Origin of the sequence: Sinomonas cellulolyticus, assembly GCF_014656475.1 — a bacterium.
In the GTDB taxonomy this organism is placed as follows: domain Bacteria; phylum Actinomycetota; class Actinomycetes; order Actinomycetales; family Micrococcaceae; genus Sinomonas; species Sinomonas cellulolyticus.
Genome location: NZ_BNCM01000013.1, coordinates 73171 through 92451, shown reverse-complemented (window position 1 = coordinate 92451; position 19281 = coordinate 73171). Strand labels below are relative to the sequence as shown.

General features: G+C 71.8%; 19 protein-coding genes. 13 read left to right on the top strand and 6 right to left on the bottom strand.

What is annotated here, in order from left to right:
• The first annotated feature begins 58 nt into the window (after window positions 1-58).
• Window positions 59-2131, top strand: coding sequence for a polysaccharide biosynthesis tyrosine autokinase (locus IE231_RS15050; protein WP_229867101.1), 2073 nt, complete (start codon window positions 59-61; stop codon window positions 2129-2131).
• A gap of 63 nt (window positions 2132-2194) precedes the next feature.
• On the opposite strand, the gene IE231_RS15045 is transcribed toward IE231_RS15050, so the two are convergent.
• Both IE231_RS15045 and lepB read right to left on the bottom strand, forming a co-directional pair.
• The gene (locus tag IE231_RS15045; RefSeq protein ID WP_189694802.1) at window positions 2195-2800 is read right to left on the bottom strand and encodes an arsenate reductase/protein-tyrosine-phosphatase family protein; all 606 of its coding nucleotides are present in this window, start codon (window positions 2798-2800) and stop codon (window positions 2195-2197) included.
• 40 nt (window positions 2801-2840) lie between these two features.
• Window positions 2841-3551 carry a signal peptidase I gene (lepB, locus tag IE231_RS15040; RefSeq protein WP_229867100.1) on the bottom strand — a complete coding sequence of 237 codons (711 nt, stop codon included), beginning with the start codon at window positions 3549-3551 and terminating at the stop codon, window positions 2841-2843.
• Between the two features lie 127 nt (window positions 3552-3678).
• Between lepB and paaA the strand changes: the two genes are divergently transcribed.
• The 6 genes from paaA to IE231_RS15010 are packed head-to-tail and all read left to right on the top strand — an operon-like array spanning window position 3679 to window position 8407.
• Complete coding sequence (gene paaA / locus IE231_RS15035; protein ID WP_189694801.1) at window positions 3679-4701, top strand: 1,2-phenylacetyl-CoA epoxidase subunit PaaA; 1023 nt, start codon at window positions 3679-3681, stop codon at window positions 4699-4701.
• On the top strand, window positions 4702-4995 hold the full coding sequence (gene paaB, locus IE231_RS15030) for a 1,2-phenylacetyl-CoA epoxidase subunit PaaB (protein ID WP_189694800.1): 294 nt from the start codon (window positions 4702-4704) through the stop codon (window positions 4993-4995).
• On the top strand, window positions 4992-5852 hold the full coding sequence (paaC, locus tag IE231_RS15025) for a 1,2-phenylacetyl-CoA epoxidase subunit PaaC (RefSeq protein ID WP_189694799.1): 861 nt from the start codon (window positions 4992-4994) through the stop codon (window positions 5850-5852). Before paaB ends, paaC begins: the two co-directional genes overlap by 4 nt.
• 18 nt (window positions 5853-5870) lie before the next feature.
• Entirely contained in the window at window positions 5871-6359 is a 489-nt protein-coding gene (gene paaD, locus IE231_RS15020; protein WP_189694798.1) for a 1,2-phenylacetyl-CoA epoxidase subunit PaaD, read from the top strand.
• Window positions 6360-7607, top strand: a complete 1248-nt coding sequence (gene paaE, locus IE231_RS15015; RefSeq protein ID WP_189694797.1) for a 1,2-phenylacetyl-CoA epoxidase subunit PaaE — start codon at window positions 6360-6362, stop codon at window positions 7605-7607. It begins immediately after the preceding gene.
• A gap of 17 nt (window positions 7608-7624) precedes the next feature.
• Entirely contained in the window at window positions 7625-8407 is a 783-nt protein-coding gene (locus tag IE231_RS15010; RefSeq protein ID WP_189694796.1) for an enoyl-CoA hydratase/isomerase family protein, read from the top strand.
• 81 nt (window positions 8408-8488) lie between these two features.
• Here the strand turns inward: IE231_RS15010 and IE231_RS15005 are convergent, their stop codons facing one another.
• Entirely contained in the window at window positions 8489-9274 is a 786-nt protein-coding gene (locus IE231_RS15005; protein WP_189694795.1) for a hypothetical protein, read from the bottom strand.
• Between the two features lie 58 nt (window positions 9275-9332).
• Window positions 9333-9818 (bottom strand): Lrp/AsnC family transcriptional regulator, encoded by a 486-nt coding sequence (locus tag IE231_RS15000; RefSeq protein WP_189694794.1) that lies wholly within the window; start codon window positions 9816-9818, stop codon window positions 9333-9335.
• A gap of 152 nt (window positions 9819-9970) precedes the next feature.
• On the opposite strand from IE231_RS15000, the gene pdhA reads away from it, so the two are divergent.
• From pdhA to IE231_RS14970, 6 genes are read left to right on the top strand one after another with little or no spacing between them, the layout of a single operon-like run.
• Window positions 9971-11146: a pyruvate dehydrogenase (acetyl-transferring) E1 component subunit alpha gene (gene pdhA, locus IE231_RS14995; RefSeq protein ID WP_189694793.1), complete on the top strand. Its 1176-nt coding sequence runs from the start codon at window positions 9971-9973 to the stop codon at window positions 11144-11146.
• A gap of 2 nt (window positions 11147-11148) precedes the next feature.
• Window positions 11149-12225: an alpha-ketoacid dehydrogenase subunit beta gene (locus tag IE231_RS14990; RefSeq protein WP_189694792.1), complete on the top strand. Its 1077-nt coding sequence runs from the start codon at window positions 11149-11151 to the stop codon at window positions 12223-12225.
• A gap of 1 nt (window position 12226) precedes the next feature.
• Complete coding sequence (locus IE231_RS14985; RefSeq protein WP_189694791.1) at window positions 12227-13708, top strand: dihydrolipoamide acetyltransferase family protein; 1482 nt, start codon at window positions 12227-12229, stop codon at window positions 13706-13708.
• Between the two features lie 56 nt (window positions 13709-13764).
• A complete protein-coding gene (locus tag IE231_RS14980; protein WP_189694790.1) occupies window positions 13765-14577 on the top strand; it encodes an MBL fold metallo-hydrolase in 813 nt (270 codons plus the stop codon).
• A 40-nt stretch (window positions 14578-14617) separates the two neighbouring features.
• Window positions 14618-16195: a MinD/ParA family protein gene (locus IE231_RS18315; protein ID WP_229867098.1), complete on the top strand. Its 1578-nt coding sequence runs from the start codon at window positions 14618-14620 to the stop codon at window positions 16193-16195.
• Between the two features lie 54 nt (window positions 16196-16249).
• Window positions 16250-17491 (top strand): MFS transporter, encoded by a 1242-nt coding sequence (locus tag IE231_RS14970; protein ID WP_189694789.1) that lies wholly within the window; start codon window positions 16250-16252, stop codon window positions 17489-17491.
• Here IE231_RS14970 and IE231_RS14965 read toward each other — a convergent pair.
• Window positions 17450-18379, bottom strand: a complete 930-nt coding sequence (locus IE231_RS14965) for a phosphatase PAP2 family protein (protein WP_189694788.1) — start codon at window positions 18377-18379, stop codon at window positions 17450-17452. The genes IE231_RS14970 and IE231_RS14965 overlap by 42 nt on opposite strands.
• Window positions 18376-19269: a phosphatase PAP2 family protein gene (locus IE231_RS14960; RefSeq protein WP_189694787.1), complete on the bottom strand. Its 894-nt coding sequence runs from the start codon at window positions 19267-19269 to the stop codon at window positions 18376-18378. The genes IE231_RS14965 and IE231_RS14960 overlap by 4 nt, the downstream gene beginning before the upstream one ends.
• Window positions 19270-19281 lie beyond the last annotated feature (12 nt).

The following is a 19281-nucleotide window of genomic DNA, read 5'->3' as shown; positions in this document are numbered from 1 at the left end:
TAGACTCACCCTGATTGCCTGTGCCCCTCGGGGGCCACGACGATGGGGAGAGACGAGCGTGGAACACGAGCCCGAGGGCCAGCCGAACGGAAACTCGCTGACCCTGGCGGACGGACTCCGCCTCCTTCGCCGCTACTGGATCGGCGTCGTCGCCTTCGTCGCAGCGGCCACAGCCATCGCCTTCGGGTGGTACCTCCTCCAGCCCAAGGTGTATGCCGCCGAGTCGAGCGGCATCGTCGTGGCCGGCGGCGGGGACAACCTCGGTCTCTCCCTCGCCGGGGACAACCTCGCCAAGGCGAAGGTCAAGTCCTACCAGTCCGTCGCCGAGTCCCGGCTCGTGGCCGACCGCGTCGCGAAGGACCTCGGCCTCTCCGCCTCGGGTGCGGCCCTCGCGGGAGGCGTGAGCGTCTCGGTTCCCGCTGACACCGCAGAGATCCACGTGACGGCCCACTCCACCGACCCGGCGCTCGCGCAGTCGGTGGCCGATGACTGGGTCGTGGCCCTCGCAGCGCAGGTCCGCGAGATCGAGATGACCGGGGCGAGCTCCTCGACCGCCGAGCCGGCCGTGCGCATCGTGCCGCTGGCCAAGGCCTCCCTCCCCGGAGCGCCGGTCTCGCCGAACCTCAAGCTCGCGCTGGGCATCGGGGCGGCTGCTGGCCTCCTCCTGGGTCTCGGCTATGCCCTCCTGCGCGGCTTCCTGGACCGCCGCATCAGGACCGCGAGCGACGCCGAGCGCAGCTCCGGCCATCCCGTGATCGGTACCCTGCCCGCTGACCCTCGGCTCGCCGACGGGAGCCGCATCCTCGAGCCGCCGAGCTCCGGGGTCCAGGGCAGCCACGCGATGGGTGAGGCCCTGCGGGAGCTCCGGACCAACCTCCAGTTCATCGATGTGGACAACCCGCCGCGCATCATCCTCGTCACGAGCTCGGTGCCGTCGGAGGGCAAGTCGACCGTCCTGGGCAACCTCGCGGCGGCCATGGCGTCCGCAGGCGAGAACGTCGTGGTGGTCGATGCCGACCTCCGCCGCCCAACCGTGCATGACGTGTTCGACGTGGTACCCGGTGTGGGGCTCACGGACGTGCTCGCCGGCCGGGCGTCTGTAGAGGACGTGCTCCAGAACTTCGCGGGCGCACCGAATCTGCGCGTCCTCGGCGCCGGGCGCATCCCGCCGAACCCGTCCGAGCTGCTCGGCTCGCGGATGATGAAGAACCTCCTGACCCACCTCGCCGAGGACGCCACGGTGCTCGTGGACGCCCCGCCGCTGCTGCCCGTCACCGACGCTGCCGTCCTCTCGCGCTCCGCGGACGGCACGATCCTGGTCGCCCGGGTGGGCAAGACCACGACCGACAGCCTCGAGAGGGCTGTGGGGAACCTCGACCGCGTGCGCGGCAAGGTGCTGGGCGTCATCCTCAACGGGGTCTCGACTAAGGGCCCTGAGTCGTACACCTACGGCTACTACGGAACGTACACCGAGCACCAGCGCGGGCACGAGAAGAGCGCGGCCGGCCGCAAGCGCGGCCGTGGCAAGGGTGCGAAGGCGCGCCCGGCGTCAGCTCAGGCCCCCGTGGGCGCCGATTCGCAGGCAGAGGGTGCCCAGATCGATCCCCTGTACTCGGTGCCTGAGCCGGTTTGCACGGAAGAGGTCCACGCGGAGCCAGTCCACGCTGAGCCGGAGCGCACTGAGCCGGAGCGCACGGAGCCCGTGCACGCCGCCGAGGCAGCGCCGGTCCACCGGGCCGAGCCCGTACAGGCCGTCCCCGAGCCTGCCCACTCCACGCCCGAGGTCGGCTACCCCGAGTCGGACGAGGCGGTCGGAGAGCCGACGGCCCTGACCGCTCGTGAGGCCGGGGCTGGGCTCGAAGAGGCGCTCCCCGCAGCACCGCACGAGCTCTACCATGTGCCGGAGGAGCGCCCAGTGCTGGCCTTCCCGGCCCCCCAGCTCGTGACCTCGGACCTCAGCACCCCTAGTACGGACGACGACGAGCCGCAGCTTCGCGACGACGACGCCGCGCCCGCGACTGCCAGCCTCCATGCAGTGCACCACGAGGCCGAGGAGGCCGTCGAAGCCGAGGGCCAGCGTGAGGAGATCTGGCTGCCCGTGCAGCTGCGCGGGCGCCGCTCGGCCGGCTGACACGAGGCTGGGCCAGGCCGCCCGGCTCGCCGCAGTCACCCCGGCCCAGCACCGGGGGGCAGCTCAGCCGCGCGCGAGGACGTCCGCGCGGCCGAAGATCACTTCAAGGGCGGGGACCAGCTCATCCGTCATCTGGGCCCAGACCTCGGGGCCAAGCCGGTAGGGGTCCACCACCTCGTCCTCGGGGTCCCCATGCGTCGCCGAGCCGGCGGTGGCCTTGACCTCCCACACCCGTCCCACGAGATGCCGCCACGCGCGGCGCGGCCGTCCCCGCCGCACGAGGTCCTGCTCGGTCGCGTCGAGCGGGAGCGCGGCGAGGATCCGGGCGAACTCCCGCACGGTGAAGGTCCTCTTGAGTGCCGGCTGGAGCTGGAGGACAGCGTCCCGGTGCCGGTGGGCGAGGGTCAGGACGAGGTCCGCCCGGCCGACCATCTCCTCCGTGAGCTGCCGTGCCCTGAAGCCCTCGAGCGTGGAGCCGAGGCTCGACGCGACGTCGGCGGCCTCCGGCTGCGCTGGTTCGCCGACGAGTGCCCGCGTGCCGGCGCTCTCCACCTCGAAGGCCCCGGGCGCAATCTCCGCGAGGGCATCACGCAGGACGGCGCCGGCCACCGGCGAACGGCACACGTTGCCTGTGCACACCACGAGGATGCGGAAGGGGTCCTCAGCCATGTCTGCCAACGTAGCACCGGGCGCGGCCCGGCAGGCAGGATCAGCGGGGCACACCGATCCTGTCCAGCGGCCAGACCCTGAAGAAGACCTGTCCCACCACAGAGCTGTCCGGCACAGTGCGCAGGCAGTCTGCGGGGGCGCCAGCGTATCGGCAGTCCGCCGCCGAGTCCTCCGAGTCGGAGCGGTGGTCTCCGAGGAGAACGATCCGGCCGCTCGGAACGAGGGTCTCGGGGAAGCAGCGCGGCGAGTGGACCGTCGTCGAGCAGTCGAGGGTTCCCCGCTCGAAGGGGAGGTCCTCGTAGACGTACGGCTCGTCGACCGGCTTGCCGTCCAGCAGCAGGCGCCCCTGGGCGTCGCAGCAGCTGATCCGCTGGCCGCCCACTGCGGCGACCCGCTTGACGATGTAGTCCTCATTGGAGGGGCCGATGCCGGTCAGGTCTCCCACGCCGCGCACGAGCGCCGAGAGGGGGTTGGCCGGCGGCGGCAGGGCGCCCGGCCAGTCGGAGGGACGCACGACGGCGACGATGTCGCCCGGGTGCACGGGGGCGCCCCCCACGTACGCGAGCCGATTGACGAGGATGCGGTCGCCGCCGCCCTCGGTGCCCTGGAGGGTCTGCTCCATGGACCCTGACGGGATGCGCCCGATCTTGACCACGAACGTCTGCACGAGCCCGACGACGAGCAGGCCGACAGCGACGTTCACCAGCACTGCCGCCCACAGGGGCAGCGGGCGGCGGCGGGGGAGCTTCACCGGAACAGGCTAGCAAGGCTGGCGCGCGCCCTCAGGAGGGCGTTCTGCACACCCCGGGACGCTTGACGCTCGGCGGGTGCTCCCATATTCTGAACGAACGGTCGGTAATTATTTATGAGGAGGAGACATGGCAGCTGCGAATCTGCAGTCCGTGCCCCAGCCCCAGCAGGCGCAGGGCGAGGAAGCCCCGTCGGCTGAGGACGTTGCGGGGCAGGCCTACTTTGACCGCGTCATCGCCGAGGACTCTCGCATCGAGCCGCGGGACTGGATGCCCGCGGCCTACCGCAAGACGCTCACACGGCAGGTGTCGCAGCACGCGCACTCCGAGATCATCGGTATGCAGCCCGAGGCGAACTGGATCACGCGGGCCCCGAGCCTGAAGCGCAAGGCCATCCTGATGGCCAAGGTCCAGGACGAGGCCGGCCACGGCCTGTACCTGTACTCGGCGGCCGAGACGCTCGGCACCCCCCGCGACGTGCTCAACCAGCAGCTGCTCGACGGCAAGGCCAAGTACTCCTCGATCTTCAACTACCCGGCCCGGACCTGGGCAGACATGGGCGCCATCGGCTGGCTCGTGGACGGCGCCGCCATCGCCAACCAGGTGCCGCTGTGCCGTGCGAGCTACGGCCCCTACGGCCGTGCCATGGTGCGCATCTGCAAGGAGGAGTCCTTCCACCAGCGCCAGGGCTTCGAGATCCTCCTCGAGCTCTCCAACGGCACCCCCGCCCAGAAGCAGATGGCGCAGGACGCCGTCAACCGCTTCTACGCCCCGGCCCTCATGATGTTCGGGCCGCCGGATGACGACTCGCCGAACTCGAAGCAGTCCATGGCGTGGAACATCAAGCGCTTCTCCAACGACGAGCTGCGCCAGCGCTTCGTCGGCATGATCGCGGAGCAGGTCAAGGTCCTCGGCCTCACCCTCCCCGATCCCGAGCTCCACTACGACGAGGCCGCCGGCAGGTGGATCCACAAGGACCTCGACTGGCAGGAATTCAAGGACGTCATCTCCGGCAAGGGCCCGTGCAACGCCCAGCGCATGGCCCGCCGCCGCGAGGCACACGAGAACGGCACGTGGGTCCGCGAGGCCGCACGTGCGTACGCCCAGAAGCAGGCCGCGAAGCGCGCCGCAGAAGAGATCGGAGCCGCCTGAATGAGCGAGCACAGCAACATCTGGCCCCTGTGGGAGGTCTTCGTGCGGTCCAGCCGCGGCCTCTCCCACGTGCACGCCGGATCCCTCCACGCACCCGACGCGGCGATGGCGCTGCGCAATGCGCGCGACCTCTACACCCGCCGCAACGAGGGCGTGTCCATCTGGGTCGTCCCCTCGGAGGCCATCGCCTCCTCGGATCCCGACTCCAAGGGCGCCTACTTCGAGTCGCCGCAGGGCAAGGACTACCGCCACGCGACGTACTACACCAAGAGCGAGGGCGTGAAGCACCTGTGAGCGCCCACGCCCCCGACCACAGCCTCGACTCCTTCGGAGACGCTGCGGCCTCGGCCACGCGCGTCACCCCCGGCAACGCGCTGCGTCCGGAGGACATCGCGATCGCCCCGGAGAAGCCGAGCGAGGAGGTCGCACAGTACGCGCTGCGCCTCGGCGACGACGCGCTCATCCTCTCCCAGCGCCTGAGCCACTGGATCTCCCGCGCCCCGGAGCTCGAGGAGGACATCGCCCTCGGCAACATCGCCCTCGACACCCTCGGCCACGCGCGCTCGTTCCTCTCCTACGCCGGCCACGCGTGGGACAAGACCGAGGACGACCTCGCGTACTGGCGCGAGGAGGAGGAGTTCCGCTCCGCCTGGATGGTCGAGCAGCCCAACGGCGACTTCGGCGTCACCATCGCCCGCCAGCTCGTCATGTCCGTGTTCCAGTACCTGCTCTACACCGAGCTGCTGGACTCGAGCGACGCGACGCTGGCCGCGATCGCCGCAAAGGCGCTCAAGGAGGTCGACTACCACCGCGACCACGCGATCCAGTGGACCGTGCGCCTCGGCGACGGCACCGAGGAATCACACGCCCGCATGCAGGCGGCCCTCGACCTCGTGTGGCCTTACGTGGACGAGCTCTTCGATGACGACGAGCTCATCGACGCGGTCGGCAGCGCCGGCGTGCGCCCCTCGAGCCTGCGCGAGACCTTCGACAAGCACATCGCCGAGGTCCTCGACGAGGCCACCCTCACCCTCCCCGACGTCCCCCGGGCGCGCGGCGGCGGTCGGCGCGGCGAGCACACCGAGCACCTCGGCTACATCCTCGCCGAGATGCAGGTCCTCGCCCGCAAGCATCCCGGGGCCACCTGGTAGAGACTGCAGGAGCCATCCATGATCACCACCGATGACGAGGTCCGCGCGCTGGCGTCCACCGTGACCGACCCGGAGATCCCCGTGCTGTCGATTGCCGACCTCGGGATCCTGCGCGACGGGCACCTCGAGAAGGACGGCACCGTCCGCCTCACCATCACCCCGACCTACTCGGGGTGCCCCGCCATGGACACGATCCGCGCGGACCTCGCCACGGTGTTCGCCAAGGCCGGGCACGAGAAGGTCGAGGTCGACCTCGTGCTCTCTCCCGCCTGGACGACTGACTGGATGACTGACGAGGGCAAGGCCAAGCTCCAAGAGTACGGCATTGCCCCTCCCACGGGGAAGGCCCACGCCGGCGGCCCGATCAAGCTCGGGCTGGCCGTCAAGTGCCCCCAGTGCCACTCCCTCAACACCCGGGAGATGTCCCGCTTCGGCTCCACGTCCTGCAAGGCGCTCTACGTGTGCCAGGACTGCCACGAACCCTTCGACTACTTCAAGGTGCTCTAGATGACTGATCAGCTCCACGACGCGGCCCCGGCGGCCGAGGCCCAGACCGACTCCAACGTTCCGGAGGAGGAGAGCGGCGAGGGGACCGCGCGCCGTCGTGCGTCCTTCCACCCGCTCGAGGTCTCCCAGGTCCGGCGCCTCACCAACGACTCCATCGAGGTCACGTTCGGCGTCCCCGCCGCGCTCGCCGACGAGTACGACTACATTCCGGGCCAGTACGTTGCCATCCGCAAGGAGCTTCCCGACCCCAACCAGGGCGGAGAGGTGCGCGAGGTGCGCCGCTCCTACTCCATCTGCGCAGCGCCGCGCCGGTTCGATGACGGCTCGAGCGAGATCCGCGTTGCAGTGAAGAAGGACCTCGGCGGCATCTTCTCCACGTGGGCCAACGAGAGCCTGGCGGCCGGCGAGACCCTGGACGTCATGAGCCCGGCCGGCGCGTTCATCTCCAAGCACAAGATGACCGGCCTGAACGATCCTTCCAGCATCAACACGGACATCGAGCACACGTTCGTGGCCGTCGCTGCAGGATCCGGCATCACGCCGATCATGGCGATTGCGCGCACGGTGCTGGCCGCGGACGAGAACGTGCGGTTCGACCTCATCTACGCGAACAAGGCGGCAATGGACGTCATGTTCGTCGAGGAGCTCGCCGACCTCAAGGACCGCTACCCCTCCCGCTTCGCCCTCCACCACGTCCTCTCCCGCGAGCAGCGCATCTCGCCGCTCCTGTCGGGGCGTGTGGACGCCGAGAAGCTCACCACGCTGCTCAACACGGTGATCCATGCCGACGACGTCGACGAGTGGTTCCTGTGCGGCCCGTTCGAGCTCGTCCAGCTGGTCCGCGACACCCTCTCCGGCCGCGGCGTCGAGCCGGAGAAAGTGCGCTACGAGCTGTTCACCACGGGCACGCCGAGCAGCCTCGAGGGCAACATCGGCCGCCCCGTGGTCGAGGACCCGAGCGGGAAGAACGTCGAGATCGAGTTCACGCTCGATGGCCTCACCGGCTCCGTGAAGTCCCCGGTCTCCGCCAACGAGACGATCCTCAATGCGGCCCTGCGCGTGCGCCCCGACGTCCCGTTCGCGTGCGCCGGCGGCGTGTGCGGCACGTGCCGCGCCAAGCTTGTCTCGGGCACTGTCGAGATGACCGAGAACTACGCCCTCGAGCCGGACGAGGTGGAGCGCGGGTACGTCCTGACGTGCCAGTCGCACCCGACCTCGGACGCCGTGTCCGTCGACTTCGACGCGTGACCGGGGAGAGAGCGCCCATGATCACCCTGAGCATCGCCGACGGCGTCGCCGAGATCGTCCTCAACGCCCCCGAGAAGCTCAACGCCCTCAATGAACCCGCCCTCGACGGGCTCTCCGGCGCGTACGACGACGCCGCTGCCGCCGTCTCGCGCGGCGAGGTGAGGGCGCTGCTGCTGCGCGGGGAGGGACGGGCGTTCTGCGCGGGCCGTGACATCTCGGGTGTCGTGCCCGCCGACGACGACGTGCTCGGCTACCTGGGCGGCCTCGTGACGCCGCTCATGCAGAAGATGGCGGCGTTCCCGGCGCCGACCTTTGCCGCCGCGCAGGGGGCGACCCTGGGCGTGGGCCTCGGGCTGCTGCTCGCCACCGACGTGGTGTACGTGGCTGAGAACGCCAAGATCGGCTCGCCGTTCGCCAACCTCGGTGCCACGCTCGACTCGGGCGGCCACTGGTACTTCACCGAGCGCCTGGGCATGCACCGCGCGCTGGACCTCGTGTACGCGGCTGAGCTCATGAGCGGCGCCGACGCCGTGCGCTCCGGGATGTTCTCCCGGGCGTTCCCGGCGGACGAGCTGCTCGAGCGGACCCGGGAGATCGTGGGCCGCGTCGCTGGGGGAGCGACCGGCGCGTTCGTTGCCTCGAAGGAGCTCGTGGCACAGATCCGCGACAGGCGGCTCGGGCTCTGGGATTCGATGGAGGCCGAGAACAAGGCCCAGGCAGCCCTGTGCGACTCGGAGGACTACGCCGAGGGCTTCAAGGCCTTCCAGGAGAAGCGGAAGCCCGTCTTCGCCGGCCGCTGACCCCGCAGCATCACGGAAGTGACCCCCCCATCGTGAGGGGTCACTTCTGCTGTATCCGGGGTATACCGAGGGTCTCGTCCGCTACCTCGCGGCGAGGAACGCGTGGACGCTCGCGTGGTTCATGGCCGTTGCGGCCGCCTCGGGCGACGGGCACTGCGCCAGGATCGACGCCGCCGAACCGGCGGAGGGCAGCGCGCGCACGGCGAGACGGCCGTAGGCGACCGTGCCGTCCGGGGCGGTGACCCGCACCGAGGTTCCTGCCATGTCCACGAGGGGCCCGGTGAGTGAGTCGAGGGTCGTGACCACCGTGCCCTCCCCGCCGGTCACGTCGACGGCCTTCGCTGAGGCGCGCAGGGCTGAGACCGCGTCCTGCAGCGCGCCCTCTGTCGCCGCCGCCTCGGGGTCTGTGCTGGGCGACGCCGACGGCGAGCGGCCCGCGGAGGGGGCGCCCGGCGTCGTGCTCCCCGCCCCGGACGGCGAGGGCGACGTGGTGGCGCGGAGCGGCCCGACCCGGAACGAGAGGCTGCAGCCCGCGTCCGAGACGTAGCGCAGCTCGCCCGCGGCCGCCGTGAGGCGGTACTCCGCGCTCGGCGAGGCGTGCCAGACGGGCGGGCCGGTGAACGGAAGCGGGTCGGAGAGGTGGTAGCCGGAGGCGTCCGCGGACGACGCCGCACCGCTGGCTCCCGCCGGTGGAGGCGGTTGGGCCGGTGGCTGGTTCGGCGTCAGGAAGAGGCCGGCGACCGCCACGACCACTCCCACGGCCACCACCGCGCACGCCGCGAGGAGCACCCATACCCACGGCGGCCGGCCACGGGGCGCGGCGCCGGCATCCACCGCACCGGCATCTAACGCATCGTCGCCGGACATGGCCCTCCTCCAGTGCACTCCTGCTCCAACCATCCCACGTCCGGGAGGAGGGCCGGGATCAGCGGGTGTCCAGGTCCTCGAACACGAGGAACGTCTGGGTGTCGAGCACGCCGGGCATGTTCTGCAGTTGGTCGAAGACGACGCGGCGCAGGTCCGTGTTGTCCACGGCGCGCACGAGGATGATGACGTCGAAGTCGCCGCCCACGAGCGCGATGTGGTGGACCTCTGGGATGGCCCGCAGCCGCTCCCGCAGATCGCGCCAGGTCTGCTGGCGCACCTTGAGGGTCACGTAGGCGCTCGATCGCAGGCCTGCGCGGAGCGGGTCCACGAGCGTCGTGTACTTGGTGATGACGCCGTCCGCCTGCAGCTTCGCGATGCGGTTGTAGGCGTGCGCGCGGGAGACGTGGACGTTCTCGGCGATGGTCGTCACCGACCGGCGCGCGTCCTCGGTGAGCTGGGCGAGGATCGCGCGGTCCACGGCATCCAGCGGCCGAGGCTCGGCCGGGCGCCGCGGGGCCTCGTGCGCCGCGTGCAGATCGTCCATGCAACCCTCCTGTGATCCACGTCATGATCGTGTTCCGTCTCCGAATAGCCGCGATCAGGAGCCACTTTTCCAGAATTGTCGCATTCACCGCATACGAATGGCTACGGACGCGGATACTTGAGGAGAGTCCAGCGCCCTACCAAGGAGGAGCCATGACCCTTCCAGCCGAGGCACAGGAGGCCATCCGCAGCTTCGGGATCAGCATTGAGGACTACATGCTCCCGGTGCACGGGCGCGTGCCCCAGATCCAGATCCTCGACGAGCGCGGAACGCTGCGCCCCGACGACGAGCGCGGCTCGGCCCCCGGCCATGACTACCCGATCCCGGCGAGCGACGAACTGCTCGAGGCGTACCGCCGTCTTGTGATCGGCCGCCGCGTGAACGACCAGAACTCCTCGCTCGTGAGGCAGGGCCGGATGGCGGTCTACCCGTCGAGCCACGGGCAGGAGGCCTGCCAGGTTGCCGCGGCGCTCTGCCTGTCCGAGGGCGACTGGATGTTCCCCACGTACCGCGACTCGGTTGCCGTCATGACCCGCGGGGTGGACCCCGTCGAGACGATGACGCTGTTCCGCGGGGACTGGCACGGAGGCTACGACCCGCACCAGCACAAGGTCGGGATCCAGTCCACGCCGCTGACCACCCAGCTGCTCCACGCGGTCGGCGTGGCGCACGCGGCGAAGCTGCGCGGCGAGGACACGGTGGTCCTGGCCATGTGCGGCGACGGCGCCACGAGCGAGGGCGACTTCCACGAGGCCCTCAACTTCGCCGCCGTGTTCAGCCTGCCCGTCGTGTTCTTCGTGCAGAACAACCAGTACGCGATCTCCGTCCCGCTCGCCCACCAGACGGTGGCCCCCTCGCTCGCCCACAAGGCGATCGGCTACGGCATGGCGGGCGAGCGCGTGGACGGCAACGACCTCGTGGCCCTCCTCGCCGTCCTGGACCGAGCCGTACGCCTGGCGCGCGGCGGCTCGGGCCCGCTGCTCGTGGAGGCGTACACCTACCGCATGCAGGCGCACACCAACGCGGACGACGCCACGCGCTACCGCCAGGACGCCGAGGTCGAGGCGTGGGCGGTCAAGGACCCGCTCAAGCGCATGCGCGAGTACCTGCGGGCCGACGGCGCCCTCACCGACGAGAAGGAAGCCGCGTTCGCCGCGGACGCCGAGGAGACCGCGCGCCAGCTGCGCGAGGGACTCGGCTCCGACACCGAGGTGGATCCCCTCGACCTCTTCCGGTTCGTCTACACCGAGCCGACCCCACAGCTGCGCGAGCAGTCCGCACTGCTGGCCGACGAGCTCAGCCGCGAGACGTCCCGAGAGGAGCACTGACCATGAGCACGGTTGCCGAGGCCGCCGAGGCGCGCGCCGCCGCAAAGGGCGGCCCCGAGGCCCTCACCTTCGCCAAGGCCCTGACCACCGCGATGGCCGACGCCATGCGCGCGGACGCGAACGTCGTCGTGTTCGGCGAGGACGTCGGCACACTGGGCGGCGTCTTCCGGATCACGGACGGCCTGCAGAAGGAGTTCGGGGCCGCGCGCTGCTTCGACACCCCGCTGGCCGAGTCGGGAATTGCCGGCATGTCGCTGGGCATGGCGATGAACGGCCTGCGCCCGGTCATCGAGATGCAGTTCGACGCGTTCGCCTACCCGGCGTTCGAGCAGATTGCGAGCCACATCGCCAAGATGCACAACCGCACCCGCGGCGCAGTGCGGCTCCCCATCGTGATCCGCATCCCGTTCGCGGGCGGGATCGGCGGCGTCGAACACCACTGCGACTCCTCGGAGGCCTACTACGCCCACACGCCAGGCCTGAAGGTCTTCGCCCCGGCGACCGTCACGGACGCCTACCGGATGCTGCGCGAGGCGATCGCCTCCGACGACCCGGTGGTGTTCATGGAGCCCAAGAAGCTCTACTGGTCCAAGGACCTCGTCGACCTCGACGCGCTGCGGTCGGAGTTCGACGGCCGGGATTCCGCGCACGACGGCGCGCGGCGCCTGAGCGCGGACGGCGCAGCCGCAGTGGCGCGGCCCGGCACGGACGCGACCCTCATTGCCTACGGCCCGACGGTCTCCACCGCACTCGCCGCCGCCGAGGCCGCCGCGGCGGAGGGCCGCTCGGTCGAGGTGGTCGACGTCCGCACGATCGTCCCGTTCGACGATGAGACAGTGTGCGCGTCCGTGCGCAAGACCGGCCGCGCGGTCGTGGTCGCGGAGGCCGCCGGCTTCGCCTCCGTCGCGTCGGAGATCGTGGCCCGGGTGCAGGAGCGCTGCTTCCACTCGCTCGCGGCGCCGGTGCGCCGCGTGACGGGCTTCGACATCCCGTTCCCGCCGCCCAAGCTCGAGCACTACTACCTGCCCAGCGTCGACCGCATCCTCGACGCCCTCGACGACCTGCAGTGGGAGGACTGACATGGCGACCGCCGTGACTGCCCAGAACTCAGCCCAGAAGACGTTCACGCTCCCGGATCTCGGGGAGGGCCTAACCGAGGCCGAGCTCGTGCGCTGGCTCGTAGCCGTGGGCGACACCGTGGCCGTCGACCAGCCGATCGCCGAGGTCGAGACGGCCAAGGCGGTCGTCGAGGTCCCGACCCCGTTCGGCGGAACGGTGGCCGTCCTGCACGGCGAGGCGGGCCAGACGATCGACGTCGGGGCGCCCCTCATCACCGTGGCCGCGGTGGGGGCGGACAGCTCCCCGGCCGGCCCCGGCGGCCCGGGCGGCTCGGCCGGCGCGGGTGGCTCCGGGGCCGCCTCCGGAGAGGCGTACCGCATCGAGGAGCGCGCGGGGATCCGGGAGCCGGCTCAGGAGTCGGGCTCCGGCAACGTCCTCATCGGCTACGGCACACCGGGGGGAACAACCGGTGGCCGCACCCGGCGGCGCAAGGGGGCTGCGCCGTCCTCCGTCACGCCCGGCGCCGAACCCGAGCGCACGACGGCGGGTGGCCAGGCGCTGCGCGTCGTCTCGCCGCTTGTGCGGCGGCTGGCACGGGAACTGAATGTGCAGCTCGCCTCGGTAGCCGGGTCGGGCCCCGACGGGCTCATCATGCGGCGGGATGTGGAGGGAGCAGCCCCGGCCGTCGCAGCCCAGGCCGCCTCAGCCCCGGTCGCCGCGGTCCAGACGCCGGTTCCGGCATCCCAGGCCGCGGCGCCGCAGCCCACGCCTGCGGGGGAGGCAGACGCGAGGACCGGCCTCGGGATTGCGGCCCGCACCCCGGTCTCCGGTGTCCGCAAGGTGGTGGCGCAGGCCATGGTCCGCTCCCGCACGGAGATCCCCGAGGCCACGGTCTGGGTCGACGCGGACGCCACAGCGCTCGTCGAGCTGCGGCACGACCTCAAGCGCCGCGACCCGCACAATGCGCCGAGCCTGCTCGCCTTCATCGCTCGGTTCGTCCTCGCGGGCCTCGCCAAGTTCCCCGAGCTCAACACCCGCATCGAGCAGGCGCAGGACGGCCAGGAGATCCTCCGGTTCGACGGGGTGAACCTCGGCTTCGCGGCCCAGACCGAGCGCGGCCTCGTGGTCCCCGCCATCCGCGGCGCCCACACCATGAGCGCACGCCAGCTCGACGCCGAGCTCCGCCGCCTCACGGCGCTGGCCCGGGACGGCAAGGCGACCCCGGCGGACCTCACCGGCGGCACCTTCACGCTCAACAACTACGGCGTGTTCGGCGTGGACGGCAGCGCGGCGATCATCAACTACCCCGAGGCGGCCATCCTCGGCGTGGGCAGGATCATCGACCGGCCCTGGGCTGTGGACGGCAGGCTCGAGGTCCGCAAGGTCGTCCAGCTCACGCTCACGTTCGACCACCGCGTGTGCGACGGCGGCACGGCGGGCGGATTCCTGCGCTTCGTGGCCGACGCGGTCGAGCAGCCGGGCAGCGTCCTCGCGGACCTGTAGGCCTCATGGCAGAATCGGGGGCAACCCCTGAACCCCCACGGAAGGACGGCACACAAGTGGCGGCATGGCAGGATCTCGGATCGAACACCTACGTCCTGGCCACCGAGCCGCTGAGGCTCAACATCGGGCTTGTGGTCGGCCAGGACCGCGCGCTCGTGGTGGACACCGGGCAGGGCCCCCGCCAGGGCGCCGAGATCCTCGCCGCGGTGCGGCAGAAGACGGACCTGCCGCTCGTCGTCGTGAACACCCACGCCCACTACGACCACTTCTTCGGCAACGCCGTCTTCGCCGAGGCCGGCGCCGAGGAGTTCTACGCGCACGAGAACGCGGCCGCCGAGATCGAGGAAAACGCGGACGCCCAGCGTCCGGCAGTGGCGGAGTCCGAGCCGGAGATGGCCGCGGGCGACGGCGCGAACACGCAGATCGTGGTACCGACCGCCGTCGTGCGGGACCAGCCCGTGCTCGTGGACCTCGGGGGCATCGCTGCGACCCTGTTCTACCTCGGGCGGGGCCACACCGACGGCGACCTGCTGGTGGGGACGCCGTCCACCCTCTTCGCAGGGGACCTCGTGGAGGAGGGCGCGTACCCGCAGTTCGGCGACTCGTTCCCCGAGGAGTGGGCGGACGTGCTGCGCCACATCTCGGCCCTGCGGAACCGCTACGAGCACCTCGTGCCGGGGCACGGCGGTCCCTGCAGCGACGCGCTGGTCCGGACCATGGCGGATACGATGGCCACGGCGGTGCGCTCTGCCGTCCAGGCCACGCGGGAGACCCCGGACGACGCCACGAAGGCGGTCCCCATCCTCCCGTACGGCCCGGAGCAGTCGCGCCTGTTCATCAAGCGGCTCAAGGCCTCCAGCCTGAGCTGACCGCCCGAAGGTAGCCGCCGAGGACTCAAAGGGGCAGCACATGGAGACGCCAGCTGGGGAGCAGGCTCCGCCACCCGTTCCCATGACGCGCCGTGAGGCGCGGCGCCTCCGTGAGGAGCAGGAGGCCGTCCGGCGCGGGGCCGGCGCAGTGCCGGGCGCAGGCTCTCCCGACTCGGCTCAGGCGGACCCGGCTCGGGCGGACACGGGGCCGGCGGCCGTGGAGGACACGGACGACGCCGTCGCCGCGCCTTCCCCTCAGTCTTCCCCTTCGCCGGGAGGACCCGCACAGGACGACGGCGCGGCCGCGGGCATCCCTCCGCGTCCCGCCGCGCCGCCGGTCTCGGCGCCGGCCGCCGCCGCCAGCATGCCGTCGGCCGCCCCTGAGGAGCGCGACGCCCCGGAGCCAGCACCCGCTGCCACCGTCCCCCGGCCCACGCCGTCCGAGCGGTCCGAAACCGCCCCTGAGGCGCCGGAGCCCGAACCTCCCGTCGCGGCGTCGGATGAGCCGCAGCGGGACGGCCGGCCCCGCGCGTCGCACGCCGAGCCGACCGCCGCGGGCCCCGCGCACCGGCACGTGCAGCGCGACGAGGAGCCCGGCGTCGGGCGCGAGGGGATACGACGCGACCAGCCGGCGGGCGCCGGCGAGCGGACCGGCCAGATCCAACAGCTGCGCGGCCCCGAGCCGGAGCCCGCTGTGGCGGAAGCCCCGGCGGGCTTCATCCGGACCACACCGGTGCCGCCGCCGGGCGGACTGCGCGGCTTCCTCTACCGCATTACGGGCGGCGCACTGAACCTCGGCCCCTCCGAGGCGGAGCGCCAGGAGGAGCTGCTCGAGAAGCAGATCGCCCGCAGGCTGGAGGGCAACTGGAACACCGCGTTCCTGTCCCTCAAGGGCGGGATCGGCAAGACCTCCACGACCGTGGGCGTGGGCCTGACCCTTGCCGAGCTGCGGCCCGAGCCTCCCTGTGCGATCGACGCGAACCCTGATGCCGGCGACCTCGTGGAACGCGCCCTCGGCGAGGGCGCCTACGAGTCCGAGCGCCGCCACTCCATCACGAGCCTCCTGCGCGACTTCGGCTCCGTGACCTCGCGGGCAGACCTCATGAAGTACCTGCACCACGCCGGAAGCCTCCACCTCCTCGCGGGGGAGCAGGACCCAGAGCTCTCCGACTCGCTCACCGCCGAGGACTACCGCCGGGTGCACGCCCTCGTGGCGCGGCACTTCACGGTGACCCTCACCGACTGCGGAACAGGTGTGAGCCGCCCGGCCATGCGCGGGATCCTCGAGGATGCGGACAGCATCGTCGTCGTGGCGGGCTATGCCGTCAGCGGCGCGAAGCGCGCACGGGACACCCTGCGGTGGCTGTCCGCGCACGGCTACGACCGGCTCGCGCAGGGTGCCATCGTGGTGGTGACGGACAAGGACGACGTCTCTGCGCGCGTGGACCGGGCCGCGATCGAGGCGACGCTCTCCGGCATGTGCCGCGCCCTCGTGACCGTCCCGCACGATCGCTCGATGGCCGACGGCGACCTCGTGGACCTCGAGCGCCTGCGTCCCGCCACCAGGCGCGCGTACCGGCAGATCGCCGCGGCAATCGTCTCCGGCTACCAGCGGTAGCCCGTTCCCCGGACCGGGCTCCGGCGGGGCGCCCGCCCGGCCTAGAGTGGAGTAATGGTTCGATCAGGCAACGAGGGCTTCTCCCTCCTCTCGATCGCGGTCCCGGCCTTCGGCCCGTCGGTGCTGTTCTCGATCGGCGAGGGGGCCGTGCTGCCCGTTGTGCCGCTGTCAGCCCGCGACCTCGGGGGTTCGGTGGCGGTGGCAGCGCTCACGGTCACGCTGATCGGGCTCGGCTCGCTCGTCTTCAACCTGCCCGCGTCCCTGCTCACCGTCAGGTTCGGAGAGCGGTGGGCGATCGTCGGTGCCCAGGCCGCGGGCGCCGTCGTCCTCACCGTCGCGGCCCTGGCCACCCAGCTGTGGCTGTTCATGCCCGCGCTCGTCATCCTCGGAATGGCCGCGAGCGTCACCAACCTCGCGCGCCAGAAGTACCTCACGGAGGCCGTCCCGCCGGCCTTCCGCGCCCGTGCCCTCTCCACGCTCGGGGGGACCCTGCGCATCGGCCTGTTCCTCGGCCCCTTCCTCGGCGCCGGTGCGATGCATCTGTGGGGCCTCCGCGGCGCCTACTGGGTGGGCGCGGCGGTGTTCGCGGGAGCGGCCGCCGTGGCGCTGTTCATGCCGGACCTCGAGGACGACGCCGCGCGGTCCGGAAGGGCTCCGCAGCCCCGCCTCGCGCGCGTGGCGGTCACCCACTGGAAGGTCCTGGCGGGCGTGGGCCTCGGGGTCCTGTTCGTCGCGGCCGTGCGCCAGTCCCGGCAGGTGGTCATCCCGCTCTGGGCCGAGCACCTCGGGCTCGACGCGCCCACGGCGTCGCTCGTGTACGGGATCGCGGGCGGCGTGGACCTGCTCCTGTTCTACCCGGGCGGGAAGATCATGGACCTCCGCGGGCGGCTCGCCGTGGCCCTGCCGTCCATGGTGATCATGGGCCTGGCCCTCGTGGCCATGCCGTTCACCGCCGCCTTCTGGCCGTTCCTGGCCGTCTCGTGCCTGCTCGGACTGGGCAACGGGATCGGCTCCGGGATGATCATGACCCTCGGCGCCGACTTCTCGCCGGACCACGGCCGGGCCCAGTTCCTGGGGCTCTGGCGCCTCATGGCCGATTCGGGCAGCACGCTCGGCCCTGTGCTGCTCTCGACGGTGACCGCCGTCTCGGCGCTCGCAGTGGGCGTGGCGGCGACGGGTATCCTCGGGCTCGCCGCGGCTGCCGTGCTCGCCTGGAGCGTGCCCCGCGCACAGGCTGCCTCCGCAGGCGAGCCCTCAGGCCGGGTGGCCCTTCGTGGCCGAGCCGACCAGCCATGATGCCGCGGTCGAGACGAGGTAACCGCTGATCATGATGAAGGCCAGTCCCGCCCAGAAATAGTTCGTCGTGCTCGTCTCCTGCCCGAGGACCGGCGCGATGCGCACGAGCTCGACGACGGCGACCGCCGCGGCGACGAGCCCGGCGAGCGTGGGCAGCACGATCCACAGCCGCAGCGAGCCCACGTGGGAGCCGAAGCCGCCCCACGAGTTCCACTCCGGCCCCGTCCGGAGCACGATCCATGCCGCCGGCGCCATGAACACGGCCACCACGAGGAACGCCGCCACGATGTCCGCGGGCCGGTGCCACTGGTTCACAAGCGTCGCCGCGCCCGTCCCGACGGCGTAGGTGCCGCCCGCGAAGGCCACGAGAGGCCGCCAGCGTGGGGACGCCACGAGGAACACCGCCGCGGCGGCGGAGGCTGCAAGTGTGGTGTGGCCGGAGGGGAGGGAGTTCTCGGTGATCGTCTCGATGCCACGGAACGGGCGCGTGAAGACGTCCGCCTTCAGGACCTGCGTGGCGAGGTTGGCACCCACCGCGGCGGCGAGTGCCACGAGGGAGGCGAGCCACCGGCGTCGGACGAGGGCCGCGTAGCCGAGGGCCAGGAAGCCCACGCCGACCGAGAGCGCCGGCAGGTCGTCGAGGAAGCGCAGGCCCGCGCGCGCGGCTCTGCCGCCGTAGAGCTGGGTAGCCTCGACGAGCGCGGATTCGTCGATGTACTGGCCGGTCGTGGTGCGCACGAAGAACAGATAGGTGCCGAACACCCCGGCCAGGGCCAGGAGGGAGGCGACGACGAACGGGCCCAGCGGCGCAGCCCGCAACGGGGCCGTCCCGCGCGGCTCTGTGCGGTCGCCATGGGGCACGTGATGGCCGGTGTCCCTGATGGTCATGCCTTCCAGCGTCGCACACGAGGCTGTGCAGTTCCCCTGCGGGTCCTCGCATCCCCAAGCCACAGGGCGGCGGCCGAGCATGCATATCCCGCGGCGGCGATGGCGCCTGCGCCAGCTGCCAGGAACTGCGGGACGCTCCCGACGCGCCGCTCACCCTCGGGGACCACGAGGGCCAGGGCGAGCGAGACCGCGGCGACCGCTGCCGAGGCCAGACACACCCGGACCGAGTGCGCGAGCCACCGGCGCCGGAAATCCTCGGTACGCGGTCCCGCGGGCGCAGCCGGCTCGAGCCGGAGCACGAGCCAGTACGCCGGGGCCATGACGGCACTGACGAGGAAGAACGCGTCCACGACGTCCCCGGCGAGGTGCCACTGGTTCACGAGCATCACGAGACCGGTCACGGAGGCGTAGCCGGCACCGGCGAAGGCCACGGCCGGGCGCCGCAGGGGACCCGCCACGAGGAACACTGCCGCCGCCGCGGAGGCCGTGAGCGTCGCGTGGCCCGAAGGCATCGTGTTCTCCCCGAACACTCCGTAGCCGAAGTCCGGCCGGAGGAAGACCCAGTGCTTGAGCGCGTAGGCCGCGGCATTGGCGACCAGGACGGCGGCGAATGCCACCGACGCGGCGGACCGGCGGCGGCGCGCGAGCGCCGTCCAGGCCAGGACGGCCGCGGCGACCACCGCCGAGGCCGCGGGCAGGTAGTTCAGCGCCGCGAGGCGGGTCCGGCTCCAGCCCCCGAACAGCGCAGCAGCCTCCAGCAGCGCCTGCTCGTCGAGGCCCTGGCCTGCGGGGGTGCGCACAAAGGCCCAGTAGACCGCCGCGCAGGCACCCGCGGCGGCAAGCGCGCCGAGCAGGAACGGCCCCACGGAGGGGCGGCGGCGGGCGGACATGCTCCCCAGCGT